Origin of the sequence: Lysobacter sp. CCNWLW3, from assembly GCF_036697405.1 — a bacterium.
Classification (GTDB): Bacteria; Pseudomonadota; Gammaproteobacteria; order Xanthomonadales; family Xanthomonadaceae; genus Lysobacter.
Genome location: NZ_JBAHWA010000001.1, coordinates 1 through 26,240, shown reverse-complemented (window position 1 = coordinate 26,240; position 26,240 = coordinate 1). Strand labels below are relative to the sequence as shown.

At 71.1% G+C, this 26,240-nt stretch carries 31 protein-coding genes; 17 read left to right on the top strand and 14 right to left on the bottom strand.

Annotated elements, in window-relative coordinates:
* Nucleotide 1: 1 nt before the first annotated feature.
* Entirely contained in the window at nucleotides 2–679 is a 678-nt protein-coding gene (locus V1318_RS00155; RefSeq protein ID WP_332938271.1) for a glutathione S-transferase, read from the bottom strand.
* A gap of 116 nt (nucleotides 680–795) precedes the next feature.
* Here V1318_RS00155 and V1318_RS00150 point away from each other — a divergent pair, with 116 nt between their 5' ends.
* From V1318_RS00150 to V1318_RS00125, 6 genes are all read left to right on the top strand, one after another.
* Nucleotides 796–957 carry a hypothetical protein gene (locus tag V1318_RS00150; protein ID WP_332936692.1) on the top strand — a complete coding sequence of 54 codons (162 nt, stop codon included), beginning with the start codon at nucleotides 796–798 and terminating at the stop codon, nucleotides 955–957.
* 119 nt (nucleotides 958–1,076) lie between these two features.
* Nucleotides 1,077–1,544 carry a YaiI/YqxD family protein gene (locus V1318_RS00145; protein WP_332936690.1) on the top strand — a complete coding sequence of 156 codons (468 nt, stop codon included), beginning with the start codon at nucleotides 1,077–1,079 and terminating at the stop codon, nucleotides 1,542–1,544.
* 53 nt (nucleotides 1,545–1,597) lie between these two features.
* Nucleotides 1,598–2,956: an amidohydrolase family protein gene (locus V1318_RS00140; RefSeq protein WP_332936689.1), complete on the top strand. Its 1,359-nt coding sequence runs from the start codon at nucleotides 1,598–1,600 to the stop codon at nucleotides 2,954–2,956.
* A 281-nt stretch (nucleotides 2,957–3,237) separates the two neighbouring features.
* The gene (locus V1318_RS00135; protein WP_332936688.1) at nucleotides 3,238–5,322 is read left to right on the top strand and encodes a DEAD/DEAH box helicase; all 2,085 of its coding nucleotides are present in this window, start codon (nucleotides 3,238–3,240) and stop codon (nucleotides 5,320–5,322) included.
* A gap of 102 nt (nucleotides 5,323–5,424) precedes the next feature.
* Nucleotides 5,425–5,802 (top strand): hypothetical protein, encoded by a 378-nt coding sequence (locus V1318_RS00130; protein WP_332936686.1) that lies wholly within the window; start codon nucleotides 5,425–5,427, stop codon nucleotides 5,800–5,802.
* Nucleotides 5,803–5,910: 108 nt separating this feature from the next.
* Nucleotides 5,911–6,666: a gamma-glutamyl-gamma-aminobutyrate hydrolase family protein gene (locus tag V1318_RS00125; RefSeq protein ID WP_332936684.1), complete on the top strand. Its 756-nt coding sequence runs from the start codon at nucleotides 5,911–5,913 to the stop codon at nucleotides 6,664–6,666.
* 187 nt (nucleotides 6,667–6,853) lie between these two features.
* Here the strand turns inward: V1318_RS00125 and V1318_RS00120 are convergent, their stop codons facing one another.
* The gene (locus V1318_RS00120; protein ID WP_332936682.1) at nucleotides 6,854–7,750 is read right to left on the bottom strand and encodes a pseudouridine synthase; all 897 of its coding nucleotides are present in this window, start codon (nucleotides 7,748–7,750) and stop codon (nucleotides 6,854–6,856) included.
* Nucleotides 7,751–7,840: 90 nt separating this feature from the next.
* Here V1318_RS00120 and V1318_RS00115 point away from each other — a divergent pair, with 90 nt between their 5' ends.
* Together V1318_RS00115 and V1318_RS00110 are read left to right on the top strand one after the other, a co-directional pair.
* Nucleotides 7,841–8,398, top strand: coding sequence for a YaeQ family protein (locus tag V1318_RS00115; protein WP_332936680.1), 558 nt, complete (start codon nucleotides 7,841–7,843; stop codon nucleotides 8,396–8,398).
* Between the two features lie 4 nt (nucleotides 8,399–8,402).
* The gene (locus V1318_RS00110; protein ID WP_332936678.1) at nucleotides 8,403–9,590 is read left to right on the top strand and encodes an NAD(P)/FAD-dependent oxidoreductase; all 1,188 of its coding nucleotides are present in this window, start codon (nucleotides 8,403–8,405) and stop codon (nucleotides 9,588–9,590) included.
* Nucleotides 9,591–9,718: 128 nt separating this feature from the next.
* Here the strand turns inward: V1318_RS00110 and V1318_RS00105 are convergent, their stop codons facing one another.
* Nucleotides 9,719–10,123, bottom strand: coding sequence for a hypothetical protein (locus V1318_RS00105; protein WP_332936677.1), 405 nt, complete (start codon nucleotides 10,121–10,123; stop codon nucleotides 9,719–9,721).
* Between the two features lie 138 nt (nucleotides 10,124–10,261).
* On the opposite strand from V1318_RS00105, the gene V1318_RS00100 reads away from it, so the two are divergent.
* Nucleotides 10,262–11,068 carry a helix-turn-helix transcriptional regulator gene (locus V1318_RS00100; RefSeq protein ID WP_332936676.1) on the top strand — a complete coding sequence of 269 codons (807 nt, stop codon included), beginning with the start codon at nucleotides 10,262–10,264 and terminating at the stop codon, nucleotides 11,066–11,068.
* Nucleotides 11,069–11,079: 11 nt separating this feature from the next.
* Here V1318_RS00100 and V1318_RS00095 read toward each other — a convergent pair whose 3' ends face one another.
* Nucleotides 11,080–11,400, bottom strand: coding sequence for a hypothetical protein (locus V1318_RS00095; RefSeq protein WP_332936674.1), 321 nt, complete (start codon nucleotides 11,398–11,400; stop codon nucleotides 11,080–11,082).
* Nucleotides 11,401–11,441: 41 nt separating this feature from the next.
* Nucleotides 11,442–11,996, bottom strand: a complete 555-nt coding sequence (locus V1318_RS00090; protein ID WP_332936672.1) for a phage baseplate assembly protein V — start codon at nucleotides 11,994–11,996, stop codon at nucleotides 11,442–11,444.
* A gap of 154 nt (nucleotides 11,997–12,150) precedes the next feature.
* Between V1318_RS00090 and V1318_RS00085 the strand changes: the two genes are divergently transcribed.
* From V1318_RS00085 to V1318_RS00060, 6 genes are read left to right on the top strand one after another with little or no spacing between them, the layout of a single operon-like run.
* The gene (locus V1318_RS00085) at nucleotides 12,151–12,516 is read left to right on the top strand and encodes a metalloregulator ArsR/SmtB family transcription factor (RefSeq protein WP_332936671.1); all 366 of its coding nucleotides are present in this window, start codon (nucleotides 12,151–12,153) and stop codon (nucleotides 12,514–12,516) included.
* Nucleotides 12,513–12,959: an SRPBCC domain-containing protein gene (locus tag V1318_RS00080; protein ID WP_332936670.1), complete on the top strand. Its 447-nt coding sequence runs from the start codon at nucleotides 12,513–12,515 to the stop codon at nucleotides 12,957–12,959. The genes V1318_RS00085 and V1318_RS00080 overlap by 4 nt, the downstream gene beginning before the upstream one ends.
* Before the next feature lie 24 nt (nucleotides 12,960–12,983).
* On the top strand, nucleotides 12,984–13,502 hold the full coding sequence (locus tag V1318_RS00075; RefSeq protein ID WP_332936669.1) for an SRPBCC family protein: 519 nt from the start codon (nucleotides 12,984–12,986) through the stop codon (nucleotides 13,500–13,502).
* Nucleotides 13,503–13,528: 26 nt separating this feature from the next.
* Nucleotides 13,529–13,957 carry an SRPBCC domain-containing protein gene (locus V1318_RS00070; protein WP_332936667.1) on the top strand — a complete coding sequence of 143 codons (429 nt, stop codon included), beginning with the start codon at nucleotides 13,529–13,531 and terminating at the stop codon, nucleotides 13,955–13,957.
* Between the two features lie 58 nt (nucleotides 13,958–14,015).
* On the top strand, nucleotides 14,016–14,807 hold the full coding sequence (locus tag V1318_RS00065) for an SDR family oxidoreductase (RefSeq protein ID WP_332936665.1): 792 nt from the start codon (nucleotides 14,016–14,018) through the stop codon (nucleotides 14,805–14,807).
* A gap of 57 nt (nucleotides 14,808–14,864) precedes the next feature.
* Entirely contained in the window at nucleotides 14,865–15,341 is a 477-nt protein-coding gene (locus V1318_RS00060; protein ID WP_332936663.1) for an FKBP-type peptidyl-prolyl cis-trans isomerase, read from the top strand.
* A 15-nt stretch (nucleotides 15,342–15,356) separates the two neighbouring features.
* Here V1318_RS00060 and V1318_RS00055 read toward each other — a convergent pair whose 3' ends face one another.
* The 5 genes from V1318_RS00055 to V1318_RS00035 form a co-directional block, all read right to left on the bottom strand.
* Entirely contained in the window at nucleotides 15,357–16,355 is a 999-nt protein-coding gene (locus tag V1318_RS00055) for an LLM class flavin-dependent oxidoreductase (protein WP_332936662.1), read from the bottom strand.
* 126 nt (nucleotides 16,356–16,481) lie between these two features.
* Nucleotides 16,482–16,691, bottom strand: coding sequence for a hypothetical protein (locus tag V1318_RS00050; RefSeq protein ID WP_332936660.1), 210 nt, complete (start codon nucleotides 16,689–16,691; stop codon nucleotides 16,482–16,484).
* A gap of 443 nt (nucleotides 16,692–17,134) precedes the next feature.
* Nucleotides 17,135–17,593, bottom strand: a complete 459-nt coding sequence (locus V1318_RS00045; RefSeq protein ID WP_332936659.1) for a hypothetical protein — start codon at nucleotides 17,591–17,593, stop codon at nucleotides 17,135–17,137.
* Nucleotides 17,594–17,615: 22 nt separating this feature from the next.
* A complete protein-coding gene (locus V1318_RS00040) occupies nucleotides 17,616–18,881 on the bottom strand; it encodes a threonine synthase (RefSeq protein WP_332936657.1) in 1,266 nt (421 codons plus the stop codon).
* Between the two features lie 16 nt (nucleotides 18,882–18,897).
* Nucleotides 18,898–19,050, bottom strand: a complete 153-nt coding sequence (locus tag V1318_RS00035; RefSeq protein WP_332936655.1) for a hypothetical protein — start codon at nucleotides 19,048–19,050, stop codon at nucleotides 18,898–18,900.
* Nucleotides 19,051–19,187: 137 nt separating this feature from the next.
* Here V1318_RS00035 and chrA point away from each other — a divergent pair, with 137 nt between their 5' ends.
* Nucleotides 19,188–20,402 (top strand): chromate efflux transporter, encoded by a 1,215-nt coding sequence (chrA, locus tag V1318_RS00030; RefSeq protein WP_332936654.1) that lies wholly within the window; start codon nucleotides 19,188–19,190, stop codon nucleotides 20,400–20,402.
* Nucleotides 20,403–20,404: 2 nt separating this feature from the next.
* Here chrA and V1318_RS00025 read toward each other — a convergent pair whose 3' ends face one another.
* A complete protein-coding gene (locus V1318_RS00025; RefSeq protein WP_332936652.1) occupies nucleotides 20,405–22,027 on the bottom strand; it encodes a serine hydrolase in 1,623 nt (540 codons plus the stop codon).
* 149 nt (nucleotides 22,028–22,176) lie between these two features.
* Here V1318_RS00025 and V1318_RS00020 point away from each other — a divergent pair, with 149 nt between their 5' ends.
* On the top strand, nucleotides 22,177–23,418 hold the full coding sequence (locus V1318_RS00020; RefSeq protein ID WP_332936650.1) for a TIGR03862 family flavoprotein: 1,242 nt from the start codon (nucleotides 22,177–22,179) through the stop codon (nucleotides 23,416–23,418).
* Nucleotides 23,419–23,575: 157 nt separating this feature from the next.
* Here V1318_RS00020 and V1318_RS00015 read toward each other — a convergent pair whose 3' ends face one another.
* The 3 genes from V1318_RS00015 to V1318_RS00005 form a co-directional block, all read right to left on the bottom strand.
* Nucleotides 23,576–24,436: a GDSL-type esterase/lipase family protein gene (locus V1318_RS00015; RefSeq protein ID WP_332936648.1), complete on the bottom strand. Its 861-nt coding sequence runs from the start codon at nucleotides 24,434–24,436 to the stop codon at nucleotides 23,576–23,578.
* A complete protein-coding gene (locus V1318_RS00010) occupies nucleotides 24,433–25,062 on the bottom strand; it encodes a hypothetical protein (protein WP_332936647.1) in 630 nt (209 codons plus the stop codon). Before V1318_RS00010 ends, V1318_RS00015 begins: the two co-directional genes overlap by 4 nt.
* 187 nt (nucleotides 25,063–25,249) lie before the next feature.
* Nucleotides 25,250–25,990, bottom strand: coding sequence for a sulfurtransferase (locus V1318_RS00005; protein WP_332936645.1), 741 nt, complete (start codon nucleotides 25,988–25,990; stop codon nucleotides 25,250–25,252).
* Nucleotides 25,991–26,240: the final 250 nt, after the last annotated feature.

Below are 26,240 nucleotides of genomic sequence, written 5' to 3'. Positions count from 1 at the left end.
GTCAGCTCAGCAGGTCGAAGGGACCGCCGCGCTCCAGCGCGCGTCGGTAGGCGGGCCGGGCGTGGATGCGTTCGAGGAAGGCGCGCATGTTCGGGCGGTCGCCGCCGGCGCGCGCGATCGCGGCCTCGACCGGAAAGCTCATCTGGATGTCGGCGATGCCGAAGCGCTCGCCGGCGAACCAGGCATGCCGGCCCAGTTCGGCCTCGATGTAGTCCAGATGCAGCTTCAGCTGCGGACCGACGAAGCTGGCCATGGCCTTGTCGGCGATGCCGCGCGCGACCGGCTTGGCGAAGAACGGCATCGGCGCGCGCTTCAGGCGGGCGAATACCAGGCTCAGCAGCAGCGGCGGCATCGCCGAGCCCTCGGCGTAGTGCAGCCAGTAGCGGCAGCGCAGGCGCTCGGGCGCGTCCGGCGGCGCCGGCGGCGGCGAGTAGCGGTGTTCGCCGTCGTAGCGCTCGGCCAAGTATTCCAAGATCGCGGCCGACTCGGCCAGGATCCGCCCGCCGTCCTCCAGCACCGGCGATTTGCCCAAGGGGTGGACCTGGCGCAGTTCCGGCGGCGCCAGCATGGTCTGGGCGTCGCGCTGGTAGCGCACGACCTCGTAGGGCAGCTCCAGCTCTTCCAGCAGCCAGAGCACGCGCTGCGAGCGCGAATTGTTGAGGTGGTGGACGCGGATCATGGGGGCCTGGGCGGTGGGGTCCGGGCCCATGGTAGCGGTCGCGGCGCGCCGGCGATTCGGCTGCGGGGGCGCGCATGGCCTAGACTGGGCGGCATTCCCCATCGAGATCGCCATCCATGGCCAAGCCCAATTACTCGTTCGAGAAGCGCCAGCGCGAGATCGCCAAGAAGAAGAAGCAGGACGAAAAGGCGGCCAAGAAGGCCGCGGCCAAGGACTCCGGCACGCCGTCCGATTCCAACGGCGGCCCGTCGCGAGACGGCGAACGCGGCAACGGCTGAGCCGCCCCGCGGGATCCGGGCCACCGCCCGGCCGCAGCACGCGCAGGCGCGCGGACCCCGATGTCCGCGCCGCCGCCCCCCGGCCCAGCCGCCACGGCCGCGTCCGCCAACCAGCCAGAATGACCGATACCTCCGCTGCGCAGATCTGGGTCGACGCCGACGCCTGTCCCGGCGTTATCCGCGAGATCCTGTTCCGCGCCGCCGAACGCGCGCGCATCCAGGTCACCCTGGTCGCCAACCAATGGCTGCGCACGCCCGGCTCGCGCTACGTGCGCGCGATCCAAGTCCCGTCCGGCCTGGACGTGGCCGACAACGAGATCGTGCAACGCGTGGCCGCCGGCGACCTGGTGGTCACCCAGGACATCCCCTTGGCCGCGCTGGTGCTGGAAAAGCGCGCGGTCGCGCTCAATCCGCGCGGCGATCTCTACACCGCCGACAACATCGCCCAGCGCCTGTCGATGCGCAACTTCATGGACGAACTGCGCGGCGCCGGCGTCCAGACCGGCGGCCCGCCGGTGTTCCACGCGCGCGACCGCCAGGCCTTCGCCAACCAGCTCGACCGCTGGCTCGCCCAAAGTCGCAGTTGAGGCGCGCCGCGCGCGGTTATGCTCGGGCCTACGCCAGCAGACGAAACCCGCCGATGACTCCGAAGCCGCGCCGCCCCCTGTCCGCCCTGCCCGCCTGGTGCCTGCCCGCGCTGCTGGCCTGCCTGCCCTTAGCGGCGTCCGCGCAGGACGCCGGCTGGACCCTGGTCCACGCCGGCCACCTGCTCGACCGACCCGGCCAGGCGCCGCGCGGCGCCAGCACCCTGCTGCTGCGCGCCGGTCGCGTCGAAGCCGTGCGCGACGGCTACCAGGACGCGGCCGCGTTCGCCGGCGTGCCCGCCGACGCCACCGTGCTCGACCTGCGCGACCGCTACGTGCTGCCGGGCCTGATCGACTGCCACGTGCACCTGGTCTCGGACAAGGCCGGCGTCGAAGGCCAGCTCGACAGCGTCGCCGGCAGCGTCGCCGACCACGCTTACGAAGCCGCGGTGAACGCGCGCAAGACCCTGCACGCCGGCTTCACCACGGTGCGCAACCTCGGCGACAGCGACGGCGTGACCCTGGCCCTGCGCGACGCGGTCGCGGCGGGCAAGCTGCCGGGCCCGCGCATCCTCGACGCCGGCTCGGCGATCTCCACCACCGCCGGCCACATGGACCCGACCCTGGGCTTCCGCGAGGACCTGCACGCCGCGCTGGACGTGCACGGCAACACCTGCGACGGCGCCGACGACTGCCGGCGCGCGGTGCGGCGTCAGGTCGCGCGCGGCGTCGACGTGATCAAGATCGCCACCACCGGCGGGGTCAACAGCCGCATCGGCGCCGGCCTGGGCCAGCAGATGTTCGACGACGAGGCGCGCGCCATCGTCGAGACCGCGCACCTGTACCGCAAGAAGGTCGCGGTGCACGCGCACGGCGCCGACGGCATCGCGGTGGCGCTGCGCGCCGGCGCCGACTCGATCGAGCACGGCACCCTGCTGGACCGCGAGGACATCGCCCTGTTCCGCAAGACCGGCGCCTACTACGTGCCGACCCTGTCGACGGTGAACGGCTACAAGGAGCGCCTGGCCAAGAACCCGCAGGCCTACACCGGCGAGGTCCGGGCCAAGATCGAATGGCGCATCGGCATCACCGGCAAGGCGCTGGAGGCGGCCGTGCCGGCCGGCGTCAAGATCGCCTTCGGCACCGACGCCGGGGTCAGCCTGCACGGCCGCAACGCCGACGAGTTCGAGCTGATGGTCGCCCACGGCATGACCGCGCCGCAGGCGATCCAGGCCGCCACCGTCAACGCCGCCGACCTGCTCGGCCTGAGCGACCAGGTCGGCAGCCTGGAGCCGGGCAAGCGCGCCGACCTGATCGCGGTCGCCGGCGATCCGCTGCAGGACGTGAGCGTGCTCAAGCGGGTCGAACTGGTGATGAAGGACGGACGCATCGAGAAGGACGCGCGGGCGCGCTGAGTGTCCCAGCCTGCGGGCTCCCCTCTTCGGAAAAGAGGGGTCGGGGGAGATTCGCTTTTGCCTTCGTGCCGACGCCGCCGATCGTAGATTCGCGCAAATCCCCCCAAGCCCGCCTTTACCAAAGGGCAGAACTGAACGCAGATTCAGCGCGCAGACCGCCGCCAGCGCGGGAAAACCACAGGTTTCCCGGCGGTTTTGTGCGCCCGAGCCGGTGCTCCACCGCGCTCCGGTACACTAGGCGGTCTTCCGACCGGCCTTCGCCGGCGCTGCCGAGCCGCCCCATGAGCGCCGAGACGCCCAGTTCCGAACCCGCTTCCGCCCCCGACGCCCCGTCGCTGAAATTCACCGACCTGGCCCTGTCCGAGCCGCTGCTGCGCGCGCTCGCCGACGTCGGCTACGAATCGCCCTCGCCGATCCAGGCCGCCACCATTCCGCCGCTGCTGGAAGGCCGCGACGTGCTCGGCCAGGCCCAGACCGGCACCGGCAAGACCGCCGCGTTCGCGCTGCCGATCCTGGCCCAGATCGATCCCAAGCAGTTCAAGCCGCAAGCGCTGGTGCTGGCGCCGACCCGCGAGCTGGCGATCCAGGTCGCCGAAGCCTTCCAGAAGTACGCCGTGCACCTGCCCGGCTTCCACGTCCTGCCGATCTACGGCGGCCAGAGCTACTACCCGCAGCTGCAGGCGCTCAAGCGCGGCGTGCACGTCGTGGTCGGCACCCCGGGGCGGGTCATCGACCACCTCGAGCGCGGCACCCTGGACCTGTCCGAGCTGCGTTGCCTGGTGCTGGACGAGGCCGACGAAATGCTGCGCATGGGCTTCATCGACGACGTCGAGAACGTCCTCAAGAAGACCCCGGAAACGCGCCAGGTCGCGCTGTTCTCGGCGACCATGCCGGCGCCGATCAAGCGCATCGCCCAGACCTACCTCAAGCAGCCGGTCGAGATCGCGATCAAGGCCAAGACCACCACCGCGGCCAACATCCGCCAGCGCTACTGGTCGGTCAGCGGCGTGCACAAGCTCGACGCCCTGACCCGCATCCTCGAAGCCGAAACCTTCGACGCCATGATCGTGTTCTCGCGCACCAAGCTGGGCACCGAGGAACTGGCCGAGAAGCTGTCCGCCCGGGGCATTTCGGCCGCCGCGATCAACGGCGACGTGCAGCAGGCGCAGCGCGAGAAGACCATCCAGAACCTCAAGGACGGCAAGATCGACGTCCTGGTCGCCACCGACGTGGCCGCGCGCGGCCTGGACGTGGAGCGCATCAGCCACGTGCTGAACTACGACATCCCCTACGACACCGAAAGCTACGTCCACCGCATCGGCCGCACCGGCCGCGCCGGCCGCAAGGGCGAGGCGATCCTGTTCGTGACCCCGCGCGAGCGCGGCATGCTGCGCGCGATCGAACGCGCCACCCGCCAGCCGATCGAGCCGATGGAGCTGCCCAGCGTCGAGACCGTCAACGAACAGCGCGTGTCGCGCTTCCTCGGCCGCATCAGCGACGCCCTGGAAAGCAGCGACCTGAGCCTGTTCCGCGACATGGTCGAACGCTACGAGCGCGAGAAGAACGTGCCCGCGGTCGAGATCGCCGCGGCCCTGGCCAAGCTGGTGCAGGGCGACAACCCGCTGCTGCTGACCCCGCCGCCGGCCGCGCAGCGCTTCCAGCGCGAAGAGCGCGACGGCCCGCGCGAGCACCGCGGCGCGGCCACGCGCAAGTTCGTCGAGCGCGACAACGCCTCCAACGCCGGCGCCCACCGCCGCGAGCATCCGCGCGCGGACGCGCCGCGCCCGCCGCGAGAGAGCGGCTACGCCCCGCGCGAGGACGCGCCGCCGGCACCGCGCCACGAGGCGCGCCAGTACACCCCGCCGCACCCGGTCAACGCCGCCGAGTCCTTCTTCGACGACGAGGCGCCGGCGCCGCGCATGGAGCGCGACCGCGCCCCGCGTCCGCCGCAGGCCGGCGCCGAAGTCGGCATGGAAACCTTCCGCATCGAGGTCGGCCACAGCCACGGCGTGCAGCCGGGCAACATCGTCGGCGCGATCGCCAACGAGGCCGACCTGGAAAGCCGTTACATCGGCCGCATCGACATCCGCGACGACTACACCCTGGTCGACCTGCCCGAAGGCATGCCGCGCGAGCTGATGGAACACCTGAAGAAGGTGCGCGTGGCCGGCCAGCCGCTGCGCATCCAGCGCGCCGAGCCGGGCGACACCGAAGGCGGCCGCGGCCGGCGTCCCGGCGGCCCCGGCGCGCATCGCGGCCCGGGCGGCCCCGGCGCTCCGCGTGGCCCGGGCGGTCCGCGTCCGGCCGGCGGCAAACCGCACGGTGCGGGTCCGCGCAAGCCGTTCAAGCCGCGCGATCCGCGTTGAGCGGCGGCGCCGGTCTACGGATGAGCGTCATGACGCCGCGGCGCTCGTCGTTGCGAGCGGCCCGGGCGGGCGAACGGGCCTGATTCGGGCTGCACCGGCATCATGGGCTGGTTCGATTGGTATGCGCCTGCCGACCGGCTGAATTGCCCGGTTTGCGGAGAGCCCCTGCTGGAATGGCAGGGGCATGAAGGCCCGTGCGCACGGCTGGTCTGGCGCCAATTCACCGCCGCGCCCGTCGACCAACGCGTCGATCCGGAGCTGCGCCCCCTGCCCTGGCCGCAGCCGCATTGGCTGTTGCCGACGCGCTTCTCGATCCAGTCGCACGATTGCGGTTGCCCTTACCCGGTGGAAGCGTTCGGCCATACAGAATCGGGCGTGTGGTGGCGTACAGAATCGGTGACCTTGGCCAAGGCCCGGCAGCGCAAACACGAGACCCGCGCGGAATGGGCCGCCAGACGCCGATGGCTGGCTGGCCGCTGACGGCGGGTGGCCACCGTTGCGTCTAAGAACCACACGTCATAAGCGGCTACCCCACGCCACGGCCCGGCTTTGGCATAGTCCCGAGGTAAGCCGCCGCCTCGCCGCCCCATGCCCCGCATCCTGGTCTTCCAACACGTCGCCGCCGAGCCGCTGGGCACGCTGGATCCGTTGATCCGCCGTCGCGGGCATCGCATCCGTTTCGCCAACTTCGAGCGCGATCCCGAGGCCCAGCCCAACGTCGACCGCTATCGCGGCCTGGTCGTGCTGGGCGGGCCGATGAACGTCGAGGACCAGGCCCGGCGCCCGCACCTGCGCACCGAGCTGCTGGCGATCGAACGCATGCTGGAACAGGGCAAGCCGGTGCTGGGCATCTGCCTGGGCGCGCAGTTGCTCGCCCACGTGCTGGGCGCGCCGGTGCGGCGCCACCACCGGCCCGAAATCGGTTGGTACCCGCTGCACGCGACCGACTCCGGCCGCGACGATCCGGTGCTGGCGCCGCTGGCCGAAAGCGCACCGGTGTTCCAGTGGCATCGCTACAGCTTCGAAGTTCCGCAGGGCGCGAGCCACCTGGCGCGCACCGACAGCTGCGAGCAGCAGGCCTTTCGCTGGGGCGATAACGCCTACGGCTTCCAGTTCCATCTGGAAATGGACGTGCCGCTGATCGAGCGCTGGCTGGCCAATCCGGTCTACCGCCAGGAACTGGCCGAACTCGGTCACGACACCAGCGAAGCCGCGATCCGCGCCCACACCGTCGAGCACATCGCCGGCATGCAGCAGCGCGCGGGCGCGGTGTTCAACAACTTCCTGGACCTGGTCGGCCGGCCGCAGCGGCGCTACACCCTGCCCTCGCGCGAGTGGGTGTGACGCCCCTCCCCGCGCAAGCACTGCGATCGGAAGCTGCACCGCTACTCGCTAGGGCGCCACCGCCTCGCCTCCTGTGGGAGCGGCGCAAGCCGCGACCGCGCCGCTTCGACGACGACGCTGGCCCAGTAGACGGTGAATGGCGGCCGCGGCGCCGCTCCTGCCGCGAGAGGCCGGGATGCCACCTCGCCTACAACGACCAGCCGCTCTCGAAGCGGCGCTCGCGGCCGTCCAGCGGATCGACGAAAGCCAGCGAGCGCGCCAGCAGCTTCAAGGGGCGCGCGTGGTCGTCGGCCACGCGCTCGCCAGCCAGCGGATAGAAGGGGTCGTTGAGAATCGGCGCGCCCAGCGCGGCCATATGCACGCGCAACTGATGCTTGCGTCCGCTCACCGGCTCCAGGCCATACCGCCAGTACGCATCGCCGCGCTCCAGGACCTCGATCCGACTCAGGCTGTTCGGCGCGCCTTCGGTCTCGCGCATCAGGAAAAAGGGCTCGCCCGGCTCCAGCCGGCTGGCCCGCTCCAAGGGGAAGGTCCACTGCGGCAAGGGCGCGGCCAGGGCTTCGTAGCGTTTGACGATGCGGCGTTCGCGGAACAAGGCCTGATAGGCCGAGCGCGTGCGCGGATCGGCCGAGAACAGCACCAGCCCCGCGGTGGCGCGGTCGAGCCGGTGCAAGGGCACCAGGTCGGGGTTGCCATAGCGCCGCACCAGCCGCGCCAGCAGGGTCTGGCTCACATAGCCGCCGGAGGGCACCACCGGCAGGAAATGCGGCTTGTCGACCACCAGCAGCCGCGCGTCGGCGTACAGCACGCGCTCCTGGAACGGAATCTCCGCTTCGACGGCGACCTCGCGGAAATAGCGGATCTCGGCGCCGACCCGATACGGCGCGTCCTCGCCCAGCGGCCGGCCCTGCGCATCGAGCACGCGCCCGCGCGCGAAGCGTTCGCGCCACTGCGCGCGGCCGATGGCCGGGAAGCGCGCGCACAGGCCGTCCAGCAGGTTCGTCCAGGGCCCGGGCGGCAGCTGCAGGCGGCTGGCGGCGACGCCGTCGGCGCCGGCCGCGGGCTCGAAGGGGGATGGCGACATGCGCGCATTCTCGCCCAAGCGGCCCCGCTCAGGCGCCGCCGGCCCGCAGGGCCTAGAATGCGCGCTGTTTTTAACCGTGCAGGCCCGTCCATGGCGCCCAACGCCACCATCGTCAAGATCGAACTGCAAATCAGCGACATGGACCGGCATTACTACGCCGCCCACGCCCTGACCCTGGCCCAGCACCCCTCCGAAACCCAGCAACGGCTGATGGTGCGCATGCTCGCCTTCGCCCTGTACGCGCAGGAGCGGCTGGAATTCGGCCCCGGCCTGAGCAGCGAGGACGAGCCCGATCTGGTGCTGCGCGACTACACCGGCGACATCGAACTGTGGATCGACGTCGGCCAGCCCGACGAGTCGCGCGTGCGCAAGGCCTGCGGGCGCGCGCGCCAGGTCGTGGTGGTCAACTACGGCGGCCGCGCCGCCGACATCTGGTGGGACAAGAACGTCGCGATCCTGCGGCGCCTGAAGAACCTCACCGTGCTCGACATCGATACCGACTCGGTCGAGGCGATGGCGGCGATGGTCGAACGCAGCTTCCGCCTGGACTGCCAGATCCAGGACGGCGAAGTCGCACTCAGCAACGACCGCGCCGCGCTCGCCCTGATCCCGGCCGTGCGCCTGGGCGTGGGCGCGCAGGCCGCCTGAAGGCATGGCGGAGCTTTACGACGTCCTGATCGTCGGCGGCGGCGCGGCCGGCCTGATGTGCGCCCTGACCGCCGGCCAGCGCGGCAGGCGCGTGCTGGTGATCGAACACGCCAACCGGGTCGGCAAGAAGATCCTGATGTCGGGCGGCGGCCGCTGCAATTTCACCAACACCGGCACCACGCCAGCGAATTTCATTTCCGCCAATCCGCACTACTGCAAATCGGCGCTGGCGCGCTACACCCCGGCCGACTTCGTCGAGCGGGTCGAACGCCACGGCATCGCCTACCACGAGAAGGAACTCGGCCAGCTGTTCTGCGACGTCTCGTCCAAGCTGATCGTGAAGATGCTGCTGGACGAATGCGCGGACGCGGGCGTGCGCATCGAGACCTCGTGCAGCGTCGAGCGCGTGCTGCACGGCGACGGCGAGGCGCCGTTCCGCCTGCACACCACGCGCGGCGCATTCGCCGCGCCCCGATTGGTGGTCGCCACCGGCGCGCTGTCGATCCCGAGCATGGGCGCCACCGGCTTGGGCTACGAACTCGCGCGCCAGTTCGGCCACACGGTATTGCCCACGCGCGCCGGCTTGGTGCCGCTGACCCTCAGCGGCAAGCACCAGGAACGCCTGGCCGACCTCAGCGGCGTCGCCCTGCCGGTTACCGCGCGCTGCAACGGCCGCAGTTTCAGCAACCAGATGCTGATCACCCACCGCGGCGTCAGCGGCCCGGCGATCCTGCAGATCTCGTCCTATTGGCAACCCGGCGACGATCTGCGCCTGGACCTGCTGCCCGGCCGCGACGCCGCCGACTGGCTGCGTGCGCAGCAGCTCGAACGCCCCGCGGCCGAACTCAAGACCGTGCTGTCGGACGCGATGCCGCGCCGCTTCGCCCAGCGCCTGTGCGAACTGTGGCTGAGCAACAAGCCCATGAAGCAATACACGCCGCCGGAGTTGAAACAGGTCGCCGCGACGCTGCAGGACTGGGCCCTGGTCGCCAGCGGCACCGAGGGGTATCGCACCGCCGAAGTCACCCTGGGCGGCGTCGACACCGACGAACTGTCGTCGAGCACGATGGAATCGCGGCGCGTGCCGGGACTGCATTTCGTCGGCGAAGTGGTCGACGTGACCGGCTGGCTGGGCGGCTACAACTTCCAGTGGGCCTGGGCCTCCGGCCACGCCGCGGGCATGGCGGTGTAGGCGTAGCGGCTTTGGGGTAGGAGCGGCGTAAGCCGCGACCGTCATCCCTCCCCATGACCGCGCCATCGCCGCAAGCGGGTGGCGCGGTCGCGGCTCACGCCGCTGCTACCCTAATGCGGCGCCAGGGCTCAAGCCCGCTGCTGCCGGCGCAGGCCGAAATACTGCAGCTCGGCGAACGCCGCCACCGCCAGCGCCTGCGCGATCACGAAGGCCGTGCCCAGCGCGTTCGGCGATACCCAGCCGCTGACCAGCAGGATCGCGCTGTCGATCGTCCAGCAGGCGTTGATCGCGATCACCGCCCAGGCCTGCGCGGCGGACACGCGTTCGCGGCTCAGCAGCCAGCCCAGGAAGGCCACGTAAGGCACCAGCACCAGGCCCGCGCCCAGCAGCAGGTTCTGCGGCAGATGCAGCCATTGCGACAGCGGCGCGGCGGCGGCGATCAGCAGCGCGGCCATGGCGGCGGTGGCGACCGCGTCGAGCTGGATCGCGCGGCGCAGCAGTTGGGAGGTCGAGGGTCGGGCGATGGCGTTCATGGCGTACTCCTGGTGGGTTCCGGCGCGTCGGTCGGAGGCTGGTCGTTGGTTTCGACGCCATCTCAACCCGGCCGCGGCCGCCGGTCGATTACCTGCGGGGTAATCCCGCTGATAGTCGCGCTGGGCTATGGTTCGTCCATGAACACCATCCGACCCGTAGGCGAACTGCTGCGCGACTGGCGCCAGCGCCGCCGCCTGACCCAACTCGACCTGGCCGGCATGGCCGACATTTCCACCCGCCACGTCAGCTTCATCGAGACCGGACGCTCGCTGCCGAGCCGGGCGATGCTGCTGCGCCTGGCCGACCGCCTCGACGTGCCGCTGCGCGAGCGCAACCAGCTGATGACCGCCGCCGGGCTGGCGCCGATGTACGCGCAGCGTTCGCTGGACGATCCCGCGCTGCACGAGGCCCAGGCCGCGATCCAGCTGGTGCTGCACGGCCACGAGCCCTACCCGGCGCTGGCGATCGACCGCCACTGGCAGCTGCTCGCGGCCAACCGCGCGGTCGAGCGCATGCTCGAAGCCATCCCCGCCGATCTGCTGCAGCCGCCGATCAACGTGCTGCGCCTGAGCCTGCACCCGCGCGGCCTGGCGCCGCTGATCGTCAACCTGGCGCAATGGCGCGCGCACCTGCTGCACCGCCTGCGCCACCAGGCCGACGCCACCGGCGACCCGGTCCTGCACGAGCTGCACGACGAACTCGCCGCCTACCCCTGCGAGGACGCCGACGAGGTCGACCTGCCGTCCCAGCTCAGCGTGGCGGTGCCGCTGCGCTTGCGCAGCCGCGACGGCGGCGAACACGCCTACATCAGCACCACCACCGTGTTCGGCACGCCGATGGACGTGACCCTGGCGGAACTGGCGATCGAATCCTTCTTCCCCGCCGATGCCGCCACCGCCAACGCGCTGCGCGCGCTGCAGGCCGCGGAGAGCCAGGCCGGCTAGCGGCGCTCGCGCTAGATCGCGCTGACCCGGGTCTGGCAATCCAGCACCACCAGCGGTGCGCCGTTGGGCACGCACAGCGAGGGGCTGCTGTCCAAGGCGAGCGCGCGCCCGCCGGCGAACACCCGGGTGGTGCCCGCCAGCCATTGCCCGGCCACGCAGCGCAGCGCGGCCGCCGCGCTGGGCAGGTTGCAGTAGGCGACGCTGTAGGGCCCCGCGATCGTGATCACCGCGCGCCCGTTCAAGGTCACGCGGGTGTAGGGCGCGGTCGGCGTGGCCGGCCCGCCGTGCGCGCAGGTCACCGCCGCGCCCAGATGCATCAGCGCGCCGGGCATGCGCGGCTCCCCTTGTCGACGACGGGCACGGCGCGCATCGCTCACACCACCGTCAGCGCGCCTTCGTTGACCGTCACCATCGGCCCGGCCAGCACGATGCTGGCGCCGCGGCCGTTGCTGATGGTGATGCCGGCCTCGTTGATCGCGATCATCGCCCCGCACCGGGTCTTGAGCAGGATGCCGCCGTCGGGCCCGGGCAGGTCGGAGATCGCGATCGCGTTCTGGCTGGGGGTCTGCAACACCAGGCTGGGCGCGATCGCCAGGCCCGCGTGCGCGAGCGGCGGCAGCTCGGCGGCGTCGACCCAGTAACCGCCGACCCAGATCGGCAGCTCGGCGTCGCCCTGTTCGAACTCCACCCACACCGGGGCGCCGACCTGCGGCAGCAGGAACACGCCGCACTGATGCCCGGCCAAGGGCGCGCAGGGCATGGCCCAGCGGTTGGCGCCGGCGTCGTGGACGTCGGGCACCTGCACCTGGACCCGGCCCAGGCGCAGCGGGTCGACGTTGTCGAGCACGACGGCGCGGTATTTGCCGTAGTGGCGTGGATGCGCGGCATTGCCGGGATGGGATTTCTCCGGCCGTGTCTGGGGCGGCATGCGGACTCCCGAAGCTTTTCCCCCCGTCCCATGCCTAGCAACGTGGACGCGTGCGTTTAGGGGCCACGGCGGCTCGCGCAGCCTGTCTGGCGACCCCGAAAGTTATTTTACCGAACGGTTGACAATCGCCGCCGAGCGGAGGATATTCAACCTTATGGTTGAAAATAAGCCCGAACGCCTGGACGCCGTCTTCCACGCCCTCGCCGATCCGACCCGGCGCGCGATGCTGCGCAGCCTGTCGCGCCAGCCCAGCAGCGTCGGCGACCTCGCCGCGCCGTTCCGGATGTCGCTGGCCGCGGCCTCCAAGCACATCAAGGTGCTCGAGCGCGCCGGCCTGGTGCAGCGCGAAGTCCAGGGCCGCACCCATCTGTGCCGCCTCGACGCGCGGCCGATGCACGGCGGCATGGAATGGATGCGTCACTACGAGCGGTTCTGGAACGAACGCCTCGACACCCTCGACGCCCTGCTGCAGGCCGAGGACCGCGCCGCCGCGGCGCGCAAGCCCAGGAGCAAGCGATGAACGTCGACGCCCCCACCGTCGTCCGCGTGGTGCGCCGTTTCCAGGCCACGCCCGAACGCGTGTTCGACGCCTGGCTGGACCCACGCATGGCCGCGCGTTTCCTCTACGCCACCGAGCAAGGGCGCATGCAACGCGTCGAGATCGACGCGCGCGTCGGCGGCGGCTACCTCGTGGTCGAAACCCGCCCCGACGGCGACGCCGCGCACTACGGCCGCTACCTGGAAATCCAGCGCCCGCACCGGTTGGTGTTCACCCTGTCGCTGGATCCGGCCCAGCCCGGCGACCGCATCACTCTGGAGATCGCGCCCGTCGGCGGCGGCTGCGAGCTCAGCCTCACCCACGAAATGGCGGCCGAGCACGCGCCCTACGCGCAAGCCACCGAAGCCGGATGGCGACACATCCTGGCCTCGCTCGCCGACCAGCTCGCGCACGCCCTGAACTGACCGCCCCACCCAGAGGACCCGACCATGAGCGATTACGGCGTAGTCACCGCACCCGACACCCTGCGCATCGAGCGCCTGATGCCCGGCCCGATCGAACGGCTGTGGAGCTATCTCACCGAATCCGAAAAGCGGCGCGCGTGGATGGCCGCCGGCGACATCGAACTGCGGCCCGGCGGCCGCGTCGAACACGTGTTCCGCAATGCCGAACTGACCAACGACGACCCGACCCCGGCCAAGTACGCGGCCTTCGAGGAATACCGCAGCGAAGGCCGGGTGATCGACTGCGACCCGCCGCACCGGCTCAGCTACACCTGGGACGGCGACTCGGAAGTGGTGTTCGAACTCACGCCGCAAAACGACCGCGTACTGCTGGTGGTCACCCACCGCCGCCTGCCCAACCGCGGCGAAATGGTCAGCGTCGCCGGCGGCTGGCACAGCCATCTCGATCTGCTGCAGGACCTGCTCGAAGGCCGCAAGCCCAGCCATTTCTGGTCCAAGCACATGCGCATCGAGGACGAGTACGAGCGCCGGATTCCGCAGTGACAGCGCGCGCGCCACCGGAGCCGGCCATGGCCGCCATCGAACACATCCAGTACGTGAACGCCTCGCCGGCCCAGGTCTACGAGGCGCTCACCAGCGAACGCGGCCTGGCCGAAGTCTGGACCGATACCCTGACCGTGCGGACGGTGCTGGGTGCGGTCAACGAGTTCCATTTCGGCGACGCCGATACGGTCCGGGTCAAGATCACCGAATGGCTGCCGCGCCGCCGCCTGGCCTGGCGCTGCCTGGATTCGGACCCGCAATGGATCGGCACCCGGATCAGCTTCGATCTGGAAGCGCGCGAGCGGCAGACCGCGGTGGTGCTGCGCCACGAGGGCTGGCGCGAAGTCACCGAGTTCTACCGCTGGTGCAACTACAACTGGGCGATGTTCCTGTACAGCCTCAAGTCCTACTGCGAGGACGGCGTAGGCCTGCCCTTTCAGCGACGCGGGTTCTGATCGAGCAGCTCGGAAGGTCCCGATTCTCGCCGCCCCATCCCAACCACGGAGTCCCAGCATGTTGCTCGAACGCAAAGTCGCGCTGATCCACGGCGGAGGCGGGGCCATCGGCGGCGCGGTCGCGCGCGCCTTCGCCCGCGAGGGCGCGCAGGTGCATCTGTGCGGGCGCAGCCGCGCCAAGCTCGAACGCGTCGCCGCCGAGATCGCCGCCGGCGGCGGCCGGGCCGAGATCGCGACCCTGGACGCGCTGGACGAAGCCGCGGTGCGGGCGCACGCCGCCGCGGTCGCCGACTCGGCCGGCGGCATCGACATCGCCCTCAACGCGATCGGCGTGCCGCACGTGCAGGGCACGCCCTTCGCCGAGCTTTCGCTGCAGGACTATCTGCAGCCGATCGCGGCCTATACGCGCAGCAACTTCATCACCGCCCAGGCCGCGGCGCGCCATATGCGGCGCGGCGGCGCGATCCTGACCCTGTCCACGCCGGGCTCGCGCATGAGCGGAGTGGGCTTCCTCGGCTACGGCGTGACCTGCGCGGCGATCGAGGCGTTCTCGCGGATCCTGGCCGGCGAACTCGGCGGTGCCGGCATCCGCGTGGTCTGCCTGCGCCCGGACGCGATTCCGGAAGCGCTGCCGGTCTCGTATGCGCGCGAGGTGTTCGAAGGCTATGCAAGCCGCGCCGGCACCACGGTCGAAGCCCTGGTCGCCGAGCGCGAGCGCGGCGGCACCCTGCTCGGCCGCTTCCCCAGCCTGGCCCAGGTCGCCGACTACGCCGCCTTCGTCGCCTCCGACCGCGCCGGCGCAATGACCGGGGCGATCGCCAACCTCAGCTGCGGCTCCCTGGTCGACTGAGCGCGCGCCGGCTCCGTTATCCTGGGCGCCGCTATCACGCTCTCAGGGACGAACCCGATGCGCCCAAGCCTCGCCACCCTAGTTTCCGGCGCCCTGCTGGCCGGCACCTTGCTGCTCGCCGGCTGCGCCCGCCACCAAGCCGAACCCGCCAGCGGCGGGCGCGCGCAGCGTTTCGAATGGATCGACGAACGCCCGGGCACCGGCCCGGCCGCGCGCAGCGGCCAGGACGTGAGCGTGCACTACACCGGCTGGCTCTACGACGAAAAAGCCGCCGACAAGCGCGGCCGCAAGTTCGACAGTTCGGTCGACCGCGGCCGTCCGTTCTCGTTCCTGCTCGGCGCCGGCCGCGTCGTGCGCGGCTGGGACGAAGGCATCGCCGGCATGCAGGTCGGCGGCAAGCGCGTGCTGATGCTGCCGCCGGAATACGGCTACGGCGCCGACGGCGCGGGCGGCGGCGTGATCCCGCCGGACGCCTCGATGGTGTTCGAAGTCGAGCTGCTGGGCGTGCGCGAGCACGTGCCCGGATCGCGCTGAGACCCCGCTCCCGCGCTAGACGCGGGCCGCCAGTTGCGCCCGCGCCTGCGCGGCCAGCTCGAACGAGCGCAACCGCGCCGCGTGCTCGTACACGTTGGCGGTCAGCATCAGCTCGTCGGGGCGATGGCGCTCGATGAAGGCGGCGATGCCCTCGCGCACCGTGTCGGGATCGCCGACCACCGCGCAGGCCAGCGCGCGCTCCACGCCGGAGCGTTCGGCCGGCGTCCAGTAGGCATCGATGTCGTCGATCGGCGGCGGAATCAGGCCGGGCTGGCCGCGACGCAGATTGACGAAGCTCTGCTGCTGGGTGGTGAACAGGCGCCGCGCCTCGGCGTCGCTGGCCGCCGCGACCACGTTCAAGGCCAGCAGCGCATGCGGCGCCGGCCAGGCCGCCGAGGGCCGGAATTCGCGCCGGTAGACCGCCAGCGCCTCGTCCATGGCATCGGGCGCGAAGTGCGAGGCGAAGGCGTACGGCAGGCCCAACTGCGCGGCCAAGCGCGCACCGAACAGGCTGGAGCCCAGCAGCCACACCGGCACGCGCAAGCCCGCGCCGGGCACCGCACGCACCGCCTGCCCGGGCCGCGCCGGCTCGAAGTAGTGCAGCAGTTCGGCCACGTCCTGCGGGAAGCTGTCGGCGCCGTCGAAGTAGCGCCGCAAGGCGCGCGCGGTCGCCTGGTCGGTACCGGGCGCGCGCCCCAGGCCCAGGTCGATGCGATCGGGATACAGGGACGCCAAGGTGCCGAACTGCTCGGCCACCTGCAGCGGCGAGTGGTTGGGCAGCATGATGCCGCCGGCGCCGACCCGGATGCTCGAGGTACCGCCGGCGATATGCCCGATCAACACCGCGGTCGCCGCGCTGGCGATACCGGGCATGTTGTGGTGCTCGGCCAGCCAGTAGCGCCGATAGCCCAGACGCTCGGCATGCCGGGCCAGCTCCAGACTGTGCGCGAACGCCTGAGCGGCATCGCTGCCTTCGGTGACCGGCGCCAGGTCGAGGACGGAAAACGGAATCATGGACGCTCGCGACGATGGCATGCCCTCAGCGGCATCCCTCCAGCCTGGGGGCGACGACACCGCTTTGCGAGCCCATGAAGCGCACGCAGTGTTGCGAAAGTGAGGCTGCCGACACGGCAGTGGCTGTTACCGCCTCGCCTCGCTGCGGCTGCGGCTGCGGCTGCGGCTGCGGCTGCGGCTGCGGCTGCGGTTGCGGTTGCGGTTGCGGTTGCGGTTGCGGTTGCGGTTGCGGTTGCGGTTGCAGTTGCAGTTGCAGTTGCAGTTGCAGTTGCAGTTGCGGTTGCGGTTGCCGTTGCCGTTGCCGTTGCCGCGGCATTGGAATCCATAGCCCCGCACTCGCCAACGAATCGTAGACCCGAAGGGCGGCGCGCAGGACGCGCGCCGTTTTTCGAATGGACAGGGATGTCCATTCGAAAAATCCCGGCGCCCGCTCCGAACCCGCAAGGGAGGTTTGGCCACAGGCCCTTCTCTTTGGTTACTTTCTCTTGGGCCAGCAAGAGAAAGTAACCCGCACGCGCAGCGGGCGGAAGCCGTTGACCTTCGTGCCAACCATGCAGAGCAAGAGCAACGGCAAATCCATCCCAACCGCCTAGCTAGCGCAGCAGCCGGAGTTCGCGATCGCGGCTCACGCCGCCCCCACAGAAAGCCAGCCCGTTCGGAACCGGCGACCTGGCTGGAATTCGCGGTCGCGGCTTGCGCCGCTCCTACAGGGAGACCGGGCTAGAGAAAGCGACCCGCATGCGCACAGGGAGAAAAGCGCGGGGCGACCCCACCTGCGCCTACCAAAGATCGAACACCAAGCCCTCGCGCTCGTTGTCCCAGACCGTGCTGAACACCCACCACCGCCCATGCTCGTGGCAGAGCTGGATGCTGTTGGCGCCTCGCTTGAGCAACACCGGCGAGTCCGCCGCCGGACGCGCCTCGTACAGGCTCCACACGTGCGCGACCTGGCCGAAACGCTGCACGCGACGGTCGATCTCGACTTCGTGGAAATCGTTGGCGGCGAAGAATGGCTCGACGTCGGCGATGTAGCTGTCGACGTCGAACACCACCGCGCGGGTGCTGCCGTCGGCCTCGACCACGGTGCGCAGGCTGCGCGCGCTGGGGTGCTGCAGATAACGGAAACGCGCCCAGTCGCGCGGCGCGCCGGCCGGGCCGGAGATGCTGGCGTAGACCGCGCGCACGCAACGCTCGATGTCCTGGGTGTCCTGCCACCATGGGCTGTTGTCGGTATCCATGTCCGCTCCTGGGGGTATCGGTTCAGATCAGATGACGCAGGTCCGGCAAGTACTTCTCCGCCGAGCCGGTATTGACCGCGACCACGCGCTCGCCGCGCGCGATCAGGCCGCGTTCGATCAGCTGCGGCAACGCCGCCAGGCAGGCCGCGCCTTCCGGGCCGATCCAGGCCGGTGCGCCGCCGCCCACCGGCTCGCGCCACAAGCGCGCGAACTCGGCGGCGATGTCGCCCTCTTCCACCGCGACCGCGGCGCCGCCGCTGGCGCGCAGGATCTCCAGCACGCGGAAATGGCCGACGCCGCCGGGCACGTTGAGTCCGAAGGCCAAGGTCTGCCCGGCCTCAACCGCCTGGGTATCGGCGGCGCCGGCGTCGAAGGCGCGCACCAGCGGCTGAGTGGCCGCGCTTTGCACGCACAACATGCGCGGCCGACGCGCATCGATCAGGCCCAGCGCCTGCAACTCGTCCCAGGCCTTCCACATGCCCAGCACGCCGGTGCCGCCGCCGGTTGGGTAGATCACCGCATCGGGCAGCGACCAGCGCGTCGATCCGGGCGCGGGCTCGGCCAGTTCCAGGCCCAGGGATTTCTTGCCTTCGATGCGCCAGCCCGGCTCCTGGAACGTGGCGACCGAGAAATAACCTTGCGGCAGATAGCGCTCCTTGAGCAGCGCGCCGGCCTCGCGAATGGTCGGGCCGGCCAGTTCCAGGGTCACGCGCTCGCGATGGCGTTGCGCGGCCGCGGCGACGTTGCCCAGGATCGGCATCGGCGTGTCCTCGGGCATCGCGACGACCAGGCTCAGACCGCCGGCCAGCGCATAACGCAGCAAGGAATCGCCGGCGTTGCCCTGGGTCGGCACCGCCAGCTTGCCCAGTCCCAGGCGGCGCGCCTGCGCGACCACCATGGCCATGCCGCGGTCCTTGAAGCTCTGGCTGGGATTGGCGCCGTAGCCGGCGTGAGCGCGGCCCTCGTCCTTCAAGCACAGGGCGATCCCGGCCGCGCGCGCGACCGGGTGCGCCGCATAATCGAGCAAGGGCGTATGGCCCTCGCCCAGCGCGACGATGTGGCGCGCGTCCTCGGGATCTGAGGCGTCCAGCGCCATCAGTCCGCCGAAGCGCCACAGGTCGCGGCGGCGCGGGTCGTACCAGGCCGCATGCGGTCGCTGCGCGGCCAGGCGCTCCAGGTCGAGCAGCATTTCCACCGGACGGCCGTCGACCGGATCGAGATTCATCGCCGCGTCGGCGGAATACTCGACGCCCGAAGCCAGACCGCGCAGGCACCTGACATAGGACATGGCGCGCGGCTCCCGCTCAGAACGGCAAGGGCCAGCCCAACGCCGGCGCCGCCAGCCAGTACAGGCCGCCCAGCACCACGATCCACAACAACAGCTTGAACACGAACTTGACCGCCTTGAACGCGAGATAGCCCGCGACGATCACCACGATTACGGCCATCCAACTCATGCGTTTCTCCGTCCGATCCGGCGGCGGCGACCGGCGCCGCGCCTTGCCCGTCGAGCTTAGCAGCCGCGGGCATACGGCCCAGTGCCATCGGCCATGCCGCACAATGGCCCACGATCTTCCGCCATGACGCCTCCGCGATGAGTCCGCCATCCTCGCCCAACGCCGCCACGGGCTCCGCACGCGAAGTGTTCGCGGCGTTCCTGCGCCTGGGCCTGAGCTCGTTCGGCGGGCCGATCGCGCACCTGGGTTACTTCCGCCGCGAGTTCGTCGAGCGCCGGCGCTGGCTGGACGATCGCAGCTATGCGCAACTGCTCGCGGTCTGCCAGTTCCTGCCGGGCCCCGCGAGCAGCCAGATGGGCTATGCGATCGGCCTGATGCGCGCCGGCTGGCGCGGCGCCCTGGCCGCCTTCGTCGGCTTCACCCTGCCCTCGGCGCTGCTGCTGTTCGCGTTCGCGGCGCTGTCGCCGCACCTGGAGCCCTTGGTCGCGACGACGCTGGTGCACGGATTGAAACTGGTCGCGGTCGCGGTGGTGGCGCAAGGCGTGTTGGCGATGGCGCGCCAATTGGCGCCGGATCTGCCGCGCCTGCTGCTGGCCGGGCTGACGGCGGCGCTGGTGCTGTGGTCGGGGTCGACGTCGATGCAGTTGGGCGCGATCGCGCTGGGAGCGCTGCTGGGCCCCTGGTTGTGCCGGCGCCTGATACCCACGCCGGCCCCCGCGTTTCCGCTGCGCTACGGCGCACGCGGCGGCGCGCTGGCCTTCGCCGTCTTCGCGCTGGGCCTGGCCGCCACCTGGCTGGCGCCGTCGGGCGCGCCCACCCTGTCGGCCTTGGCGGCGGGCTTCTACCGCACCGGCGCGCTGGTGTTCGGCGGCGGCCACGTGGTGTTGCCGTTGCTGGAGCGCGTCACCGTCGACACCGGCTGGATCGGCTCCGAGGCCTTCCTGGCCGGCTATGGCGCCGCGCAAGCGGTGCCGGGGCCGATGTTCTCGCTGGCGGCCTTGCTGGGCGCGCAGGTGCCCACCGGGGCGCCGGCCGCGCTCGCGGCCACGGTGGCGTTGTTGGCGATCTTCCTGCCGGGCTTCCTGCTGCTGAGCGCCACCCTGCCGGTATGGAGCCGCGTCGCCGGTTCGGCCCGCGCGGCGCGCGCGCTGGCCGGCGTGAACGCGGCCGTGGTCGGGCTGTTGGCGGCGGCGCTGTATGACCCGGTCTGGACCTCGGGCATCGGTTCGTGGCGCGACGTCGCGATCGCCGCGGTCGCCTTTGCCCTGCTCGCCTGGCTGCGCCGGCCGCCGCTGTGGGCGGTGTCCTGGTGCGTGCTGGCCGCGGCCGCCAGCGCCTGGCTGGGCGGCTGAACTCAGCCGCCCTTCGCCGGCACCGGCGTCAGGCGCAGGTCGTGGAAATCGAAGCTGAAATCGGTGTTGGGCGATATCGCTTCCATCCGCACTTCGCGCACCGCGCCGTCGGCGCTCAGCGCGAAATCGACGAAGGCGTCGGCGTTGAGCCAGCGCTGGTCCCAGCGCACGATGAAGCTGTCGTGCTGCCAGTGCTGCAGTTCGCCGACCAGGTCCGGGCTGCGCGCGAAACGCATGCGCAGTTTGCCGTCCAGCTGTTCGACGATCACCTCGCCGTACCAGGGGTCGCGGTAAGTCGCGGCGTACTTGGCCAACGCCAGCGAAGGCCGGGTGCCGACGGCGCGCGCGGCCTGGTGCCGCTTCCACTCGTCGTCGGACTTGGCCAGCGACTTGTCCAGCGCCGCGCCGTAGGCCGCGGTCCAATCGGTGCGCGGCGCGTCCAGATAGGCGTCCAGCGCGCGCATGGTCACGGCCTGGAACGCGCCCGGCAGCTCGGCGCTGGTCAGCACCACGATGCCCAGCTTGTGTTCGGGCACCAGGGTCACGCGCGAGACCATGCCCGGCCAGCCGCCGGTGTGCCAGACGAGCTTGCGGCCGCGGTAGTCCGACAGCTGCCAGCCTTCGCCGTAGCCGAGGAAGTTGGGACGCACCGGCGCCAGCTCGGGCACCGAGGGCTCGCCGATCGGCATCGGCGTGACGATCGACCACATCGCCTTCTGGCGCGCGGCGCTGAACAAGCGCTGCTCCTGGCCCGCGGTATCGGTGTAGACGCCGCCGGCCAATTGCGTGCGCAGCCACTGGCTCATGTCGTGCACGCTGGAATAAATGCCGCCGGCGCCGGAGACGTTGGCCCAGGCCATGCGCGGAGCCGGCTGCAGGTCCTTGAAATCGGCCTTGGCGTAGCCGGTGGCGACGTTGTCGCCGGGCTTGAGCGCATCGCTGTTGTAGCGGGTGTCGCGCATGCCCAGCGGATCGAGGATGCGCGTGCGCAGGAAGCGTTCGTAGCTCTGCCCGCTGGCCTGCTCGATCACCAGTTGGGCGACGCCGTAGAGGATGTTGTCGTAGGCGTACTGGCCGCGGAAGCTGCCGCTGAGCGGGACCTCGCGCAGGCGCTGGGCCACCTCCAGGGTGCTGTAGTCGCTGCCGGGCCAGTACAGCAGATCGCCCGCGCCCAGGCCCAGGCCGCTGCGGTGGACCAGCAGGTCGCGCACGCGCATCTCGCGGGTCACGTAGGGATCGGCCATACGGAACCACGGCAGATGGTCGATCACCCGGTCGTCGAGGCTGAGCTTGCCCTCGTCGGCCAGGATCGACAGCGAGGCCGAAGTGAAGGCCTTGGTGTTGGAGGCGATCGCGAACAGCGTGCGCGCGTCGACCTTCTCCGGGCGGTCGAGCCGGCGCAGGCCGTAACCGCGTTCGAGCACGATGCGGCCGTCCTTGACGATCGCCACCGCGATGCCCGGCACGTCGAAGCGCTGGCGCACGCCTTCGACGTAGGCATCGAAGTCCTGCAATTGCGCCGGCAGTTCGGGCGCGGGCTGCGGCGGCGCGGCCAGGGCCTGGCAAGTGAGCAGCGCGCCCAGCAGCAGACCGGCGCCGCGCGTGGCCAGGGACAGGGATCGCATCGTTGGCAACTCCGACGATCAGGGGTGACGCCCGACGATACCCGAAGCCCGCGCGCGCTACCCGGCACGGTAGTCATGGGTGCCGGCGCCGGAATGCGGATGCGGCCGCATAATGGCGCGCCGTGCACGACGGCGCCGTCCGCGAACCGATGAGCGATGCCCCCACCCTGCTGCCCGGCCTGGCCATCGTCGGCGGCGGCCCCGCCGGCCTGATGGCGGCCGAGGTCGCGCGCGCGGCCGGGATCGAGGTCGATCTCTACGAAGGCAAGGGCTCGGTCGGGCGCAAGTTCCTGATCGCCGGCAAGGGCGGGCTCAACCTCACCCATGCCGAGCCGCGGCCGGCCTTCGACGCGCGCTACCGCGAGCGCGCGCCGCAGATCGCGCGCTGGCTGGACGCGTTCGACGCGCAGGACCTGCGCGCCTGGGCGCGCGCGCACGGCGTCGAGACCTATGTCGGCAGCTCCGATCGGGTGTTTCCGGTCGATCGCAAGGCCGCGCCGCTGCTGCGCGGCTGGGTGCGGCGCCTGCGCGAGGACGGCGTGCGCTTCCACGTCCACCACCGTTGGCTGGGTTGGAGCGAAGACGGCGCGCTGCGCTTCGCCACGCCCGAGGGCGAACGCCGCCTGCGCGCGCGCGCCTGCGTGCTCGCCCTGGGCGGCGGCAGCTGGCCGGAGCTGGGTTCGGACGGCGCCTGGGCGCCGTGGCTGGCGCAGCGCGGCGTCGACGTGGCGCCGCTGCAGCCGTCGAACTGCGGCTTCGACATCGCCTGGAGCGAACACTTCGCGCAACGCCATGCCGGCGCGCCCCTGAAACCGGTGATCGCGCATTGGCGCGACGGCGACGGCCGCGAGCGCGCGCTGCAGGGCGAGTGCGTGGCGACCGCGCATGGCATCGAGGGCAGCCTGATCTATGCGCTCTCGGCCGAACTGCGCGAGACGATCGCGCGCGACGGCGCGGCCGTGTTGGCGCTGGACCTGGCGCCCGGCCGCGAACGCGAACGCCTGCAGGCCGAACTCGCGCGCCCGCGCGCGGGCCGCAGTTTCAGCGAACACCTGCGCCGGCAGACCGGACTCGAGGGGGTCAAGGCCTCTTTGCTGCACGAGGTGCTGGACGCGCAAGCCAAGCAGGACCCGGCCCGGGTCGCGGCCGCCATCAAGCGCCTGCCCCTGCGTCTGCTGAGCGCGCGTCCGATCGCTGAAGCCATCAGCAGCGCCGGCGGCGTGCGCCTGGAGGCGATGGACGAGCGGCTGCAACTGCGCGCCCTGCCCGGCACCTACTGCGCGGGCGAGATGCTGGACTGGGAAGCCCCGACCGGCGGCTACCTGCTGACCGCGTGCTACGCCAGCGGCCTGATCGCCGGCCGCGCCGCGGTGGCGTATTTGCGGTCCTAGCCGCCCTGCTGTGGAGTAGGAGCGGCGTAAGCCGCGACCGCATCGCCATCGGAGTTGCGTGGTCGCGGCTTACGCCGCTCCTACCCCGAGGCCGAGTAAGCCGAAAAACGAAACGGCCGCGCAGGCGGCCGTAGGTTGGACGTCCGATGATCGCGCCTCAGCGCTTCAAGGCGTCGCGCTGCGCGTTGCAGACCTGGGTCACGCGCTGATCGATGACCGCCGCGTCCTCCAGCCAGGCCTCCAGCCCGCCCGCGCGCATCAGCACGCTCGCGCGCTGGGCGATCTTCGCCGCGCCACAGGGCGTGGGCGAGGCTTCGTCGTCGATCGGCAGCAGGTAGCGGGTGTTGTGGTTGAGGTACCTCAGCTCGTATTCGCTGTCGTACACGAACAGGGTCTTGGCGCCCTCGGAGCCGGCCTCGCGCAGCAAGCCTTCGCTGGCGCGCTGCATGTCCATCAGCGGGACCTGGCGCTGCACGGCGATCGCGCGCACCACGTCGGCATAGGGCGAGTTGTCGGTGCGCAGGCCGCCGGAACGGAAATCCGGCTGCGCGACCTGGGTCAGCAGCACCGGCGTGGCGCCGCGCATGCGCGCTTCGTCGACGAAACGCTCGAGGTTGGCGCGGAACGCTTCCGGCGCGGTGTAGCGTTCGGGCCGCTTGGAGGCATCGTCCTGGCCGAAGGCGATGAACACCACGTCGCCGGACCGGGTCGCGGTCATCAACCGCGCCCACAGGCCTTCCTGCAGATACTGGCGGCTGCTGCGGCCGTCGGCGGCGCGGTTCTCGTACTGCACCGCGTCGCCGCGCAGCAGCATCGGCAGCGACTCGCCCCAACCGGTGGCGGGGCGCTGTTCGGGGCTGCGGGTGGCCATCGCGCTGTCGCCGGCCACGCGCAATGTCGGCGGTTGGCGCAGCAGCGGCGCCGCGTAGGCGTTCGCGCAACACAGGACCAGGGCGATCGGGCCGGACCAGGCCAGGCCCTGCAGGCGTTGCGGAATCGTACGCGGCGTGGATGTCATCGGCTGGCGACCAGGTAGCTGGTGGTGGCGCAAACGCTCACGCCCTTGGCACCGGGCGCGGGCAGGTCCTGACCCTGCAGGGCGAGCACCTTGACCACTTCGCGCTCGCCTTCGCCGACCTTGGCCAGGGCGATGTAAGCGGTGGGTGCGCCGCCGCAGAAGGCGTTGGCGGGGTGATCGGTGGGCGGGGTCTGTTCGACCACGTGGCGCAGCTCGACCGTCTGGCTGGGGTCGATCTGCATCGAGGCGGCATAGGTCGCGCCGGCGCTGTACTCGTCGCCGCCGGTCACCAGGGCGACGCGCTCGGTGCCGAAACTGGCGCCGTTGGCCCCCTTCAGGGTGGCGTCTTCGATCTTGAGCTTGCCGGTGGCGGCGTTGGCGACGGGGTTGCCGGGTTCGAACTCGCCCAGGGCGACGGGCTTGATCAGCGGCGGCGCGGCGCGCTCGACCGGGGCCGCGTTCGGGTCCGGCGAGGGCATCGCCGGCGGCGGCGCGGCGGTGGTGGCTTCGGGGGCGGCGGCGCTGGCCGGAGCCTGCGGTTGGCAGGCGCTCAGGACCAGGGCGCTCAGCGCCAGGCCCAGGGGCCAGGCAAAACGGGGGGCGCGTAGCGGGAGGATTCGACGCATCAGGGGTCCTTCGTACGGGGGCTGGAAGAGACGACCGTCGATCATAGCGGCCGCGTCGCCCAAGGTAACCCCTTGATTTGTCTGAATGGGATCGCTCGCCCGGTTTACGGTTTGGCTAACGATCCCCTGTCCTTGCCCGAAACAATACCGGTTTCGGCGCGCCATTGGCGCAGCCGGGCCCGACTTTTCAGGCCGCGGCGTCGACCAAGGGCTGCAGTTGCGGGTCCAGGGCGACGCGCTCGTCGAACACGAAACAGCGGCCCTGGTAGTGGGCGCCGCCGACCCGTTCGAAATAGCCCAGGATCCCGCCCTCGAGCTGGAGCAGGTTGTCCATGCCGTCGTCGCGCAGCCACAGCGCGGCCTTCTCGCAGCGGATGCCGCCGGTGCAGAAGCTGACCACGGTGGCCCCGGCCAGGGCCTGCCGGTGCGGCGCCAGGACCTCGGGCAGGTCGACGAAGTTGTCGATCGGCAGGGTCAGGGCGCCGACGAAGCTGCCGTAGCCGACCTCCTCGCGGTTGCGGGTGTCCAGCAGCACCACCGGCCGGCCGGCGTCGTCGTGACCCTGGTCCAGCCACTGCGCCAGCCGCTCCGGCGCGACCGCCGGTGCCCGGCGCTGCAGCGGCGCGCTGTCCTCGCGGCGGAAGGTGACGATCTCGCGCTTGCGCTTGACCTTGAGGCGCGCGAACGGCTGGGCGCGGCTGTGGCTGGTCTTGACCGCCAGATCGGCGAAGCGCGGATCGGCGCACAGCTCGGCCAGGAAGGCGCCGATCGCATCCCGGCTGCCGGCCAGGAACAGGTTCAGCCCCTCCTCCGCCACCAGCACCGTCCCCCGCAGCGCCGCCGCCTCGGCGCTCGCGCGCAAGCGCGCGGCCAGGGCATCGGGGTCGTCGATGCGGACGAAGTGATAGGCGGCGATATTGAGCAGCATCCGGCCATTTTACCCGTCCCGGCGATCGGGCGCCGGCCGGACGCCCGCCCCGGCGCCATCCCCGCGTTCCACCGCGGTTGCGGTTGCGGCTGCGATCGTCGTTGCCGTGCTGTTGCTGTTGCTGTTGCTGTTGCCCCGGCATTGGAATCCATAGCCCCGCACTCACCGATCAATCGTAGACCCGAAGGGCGGCGCGCAGGACGCGCGCCGTTTTTCGAATGGACAAGGATGTCCATTCGAAAAATCCCGG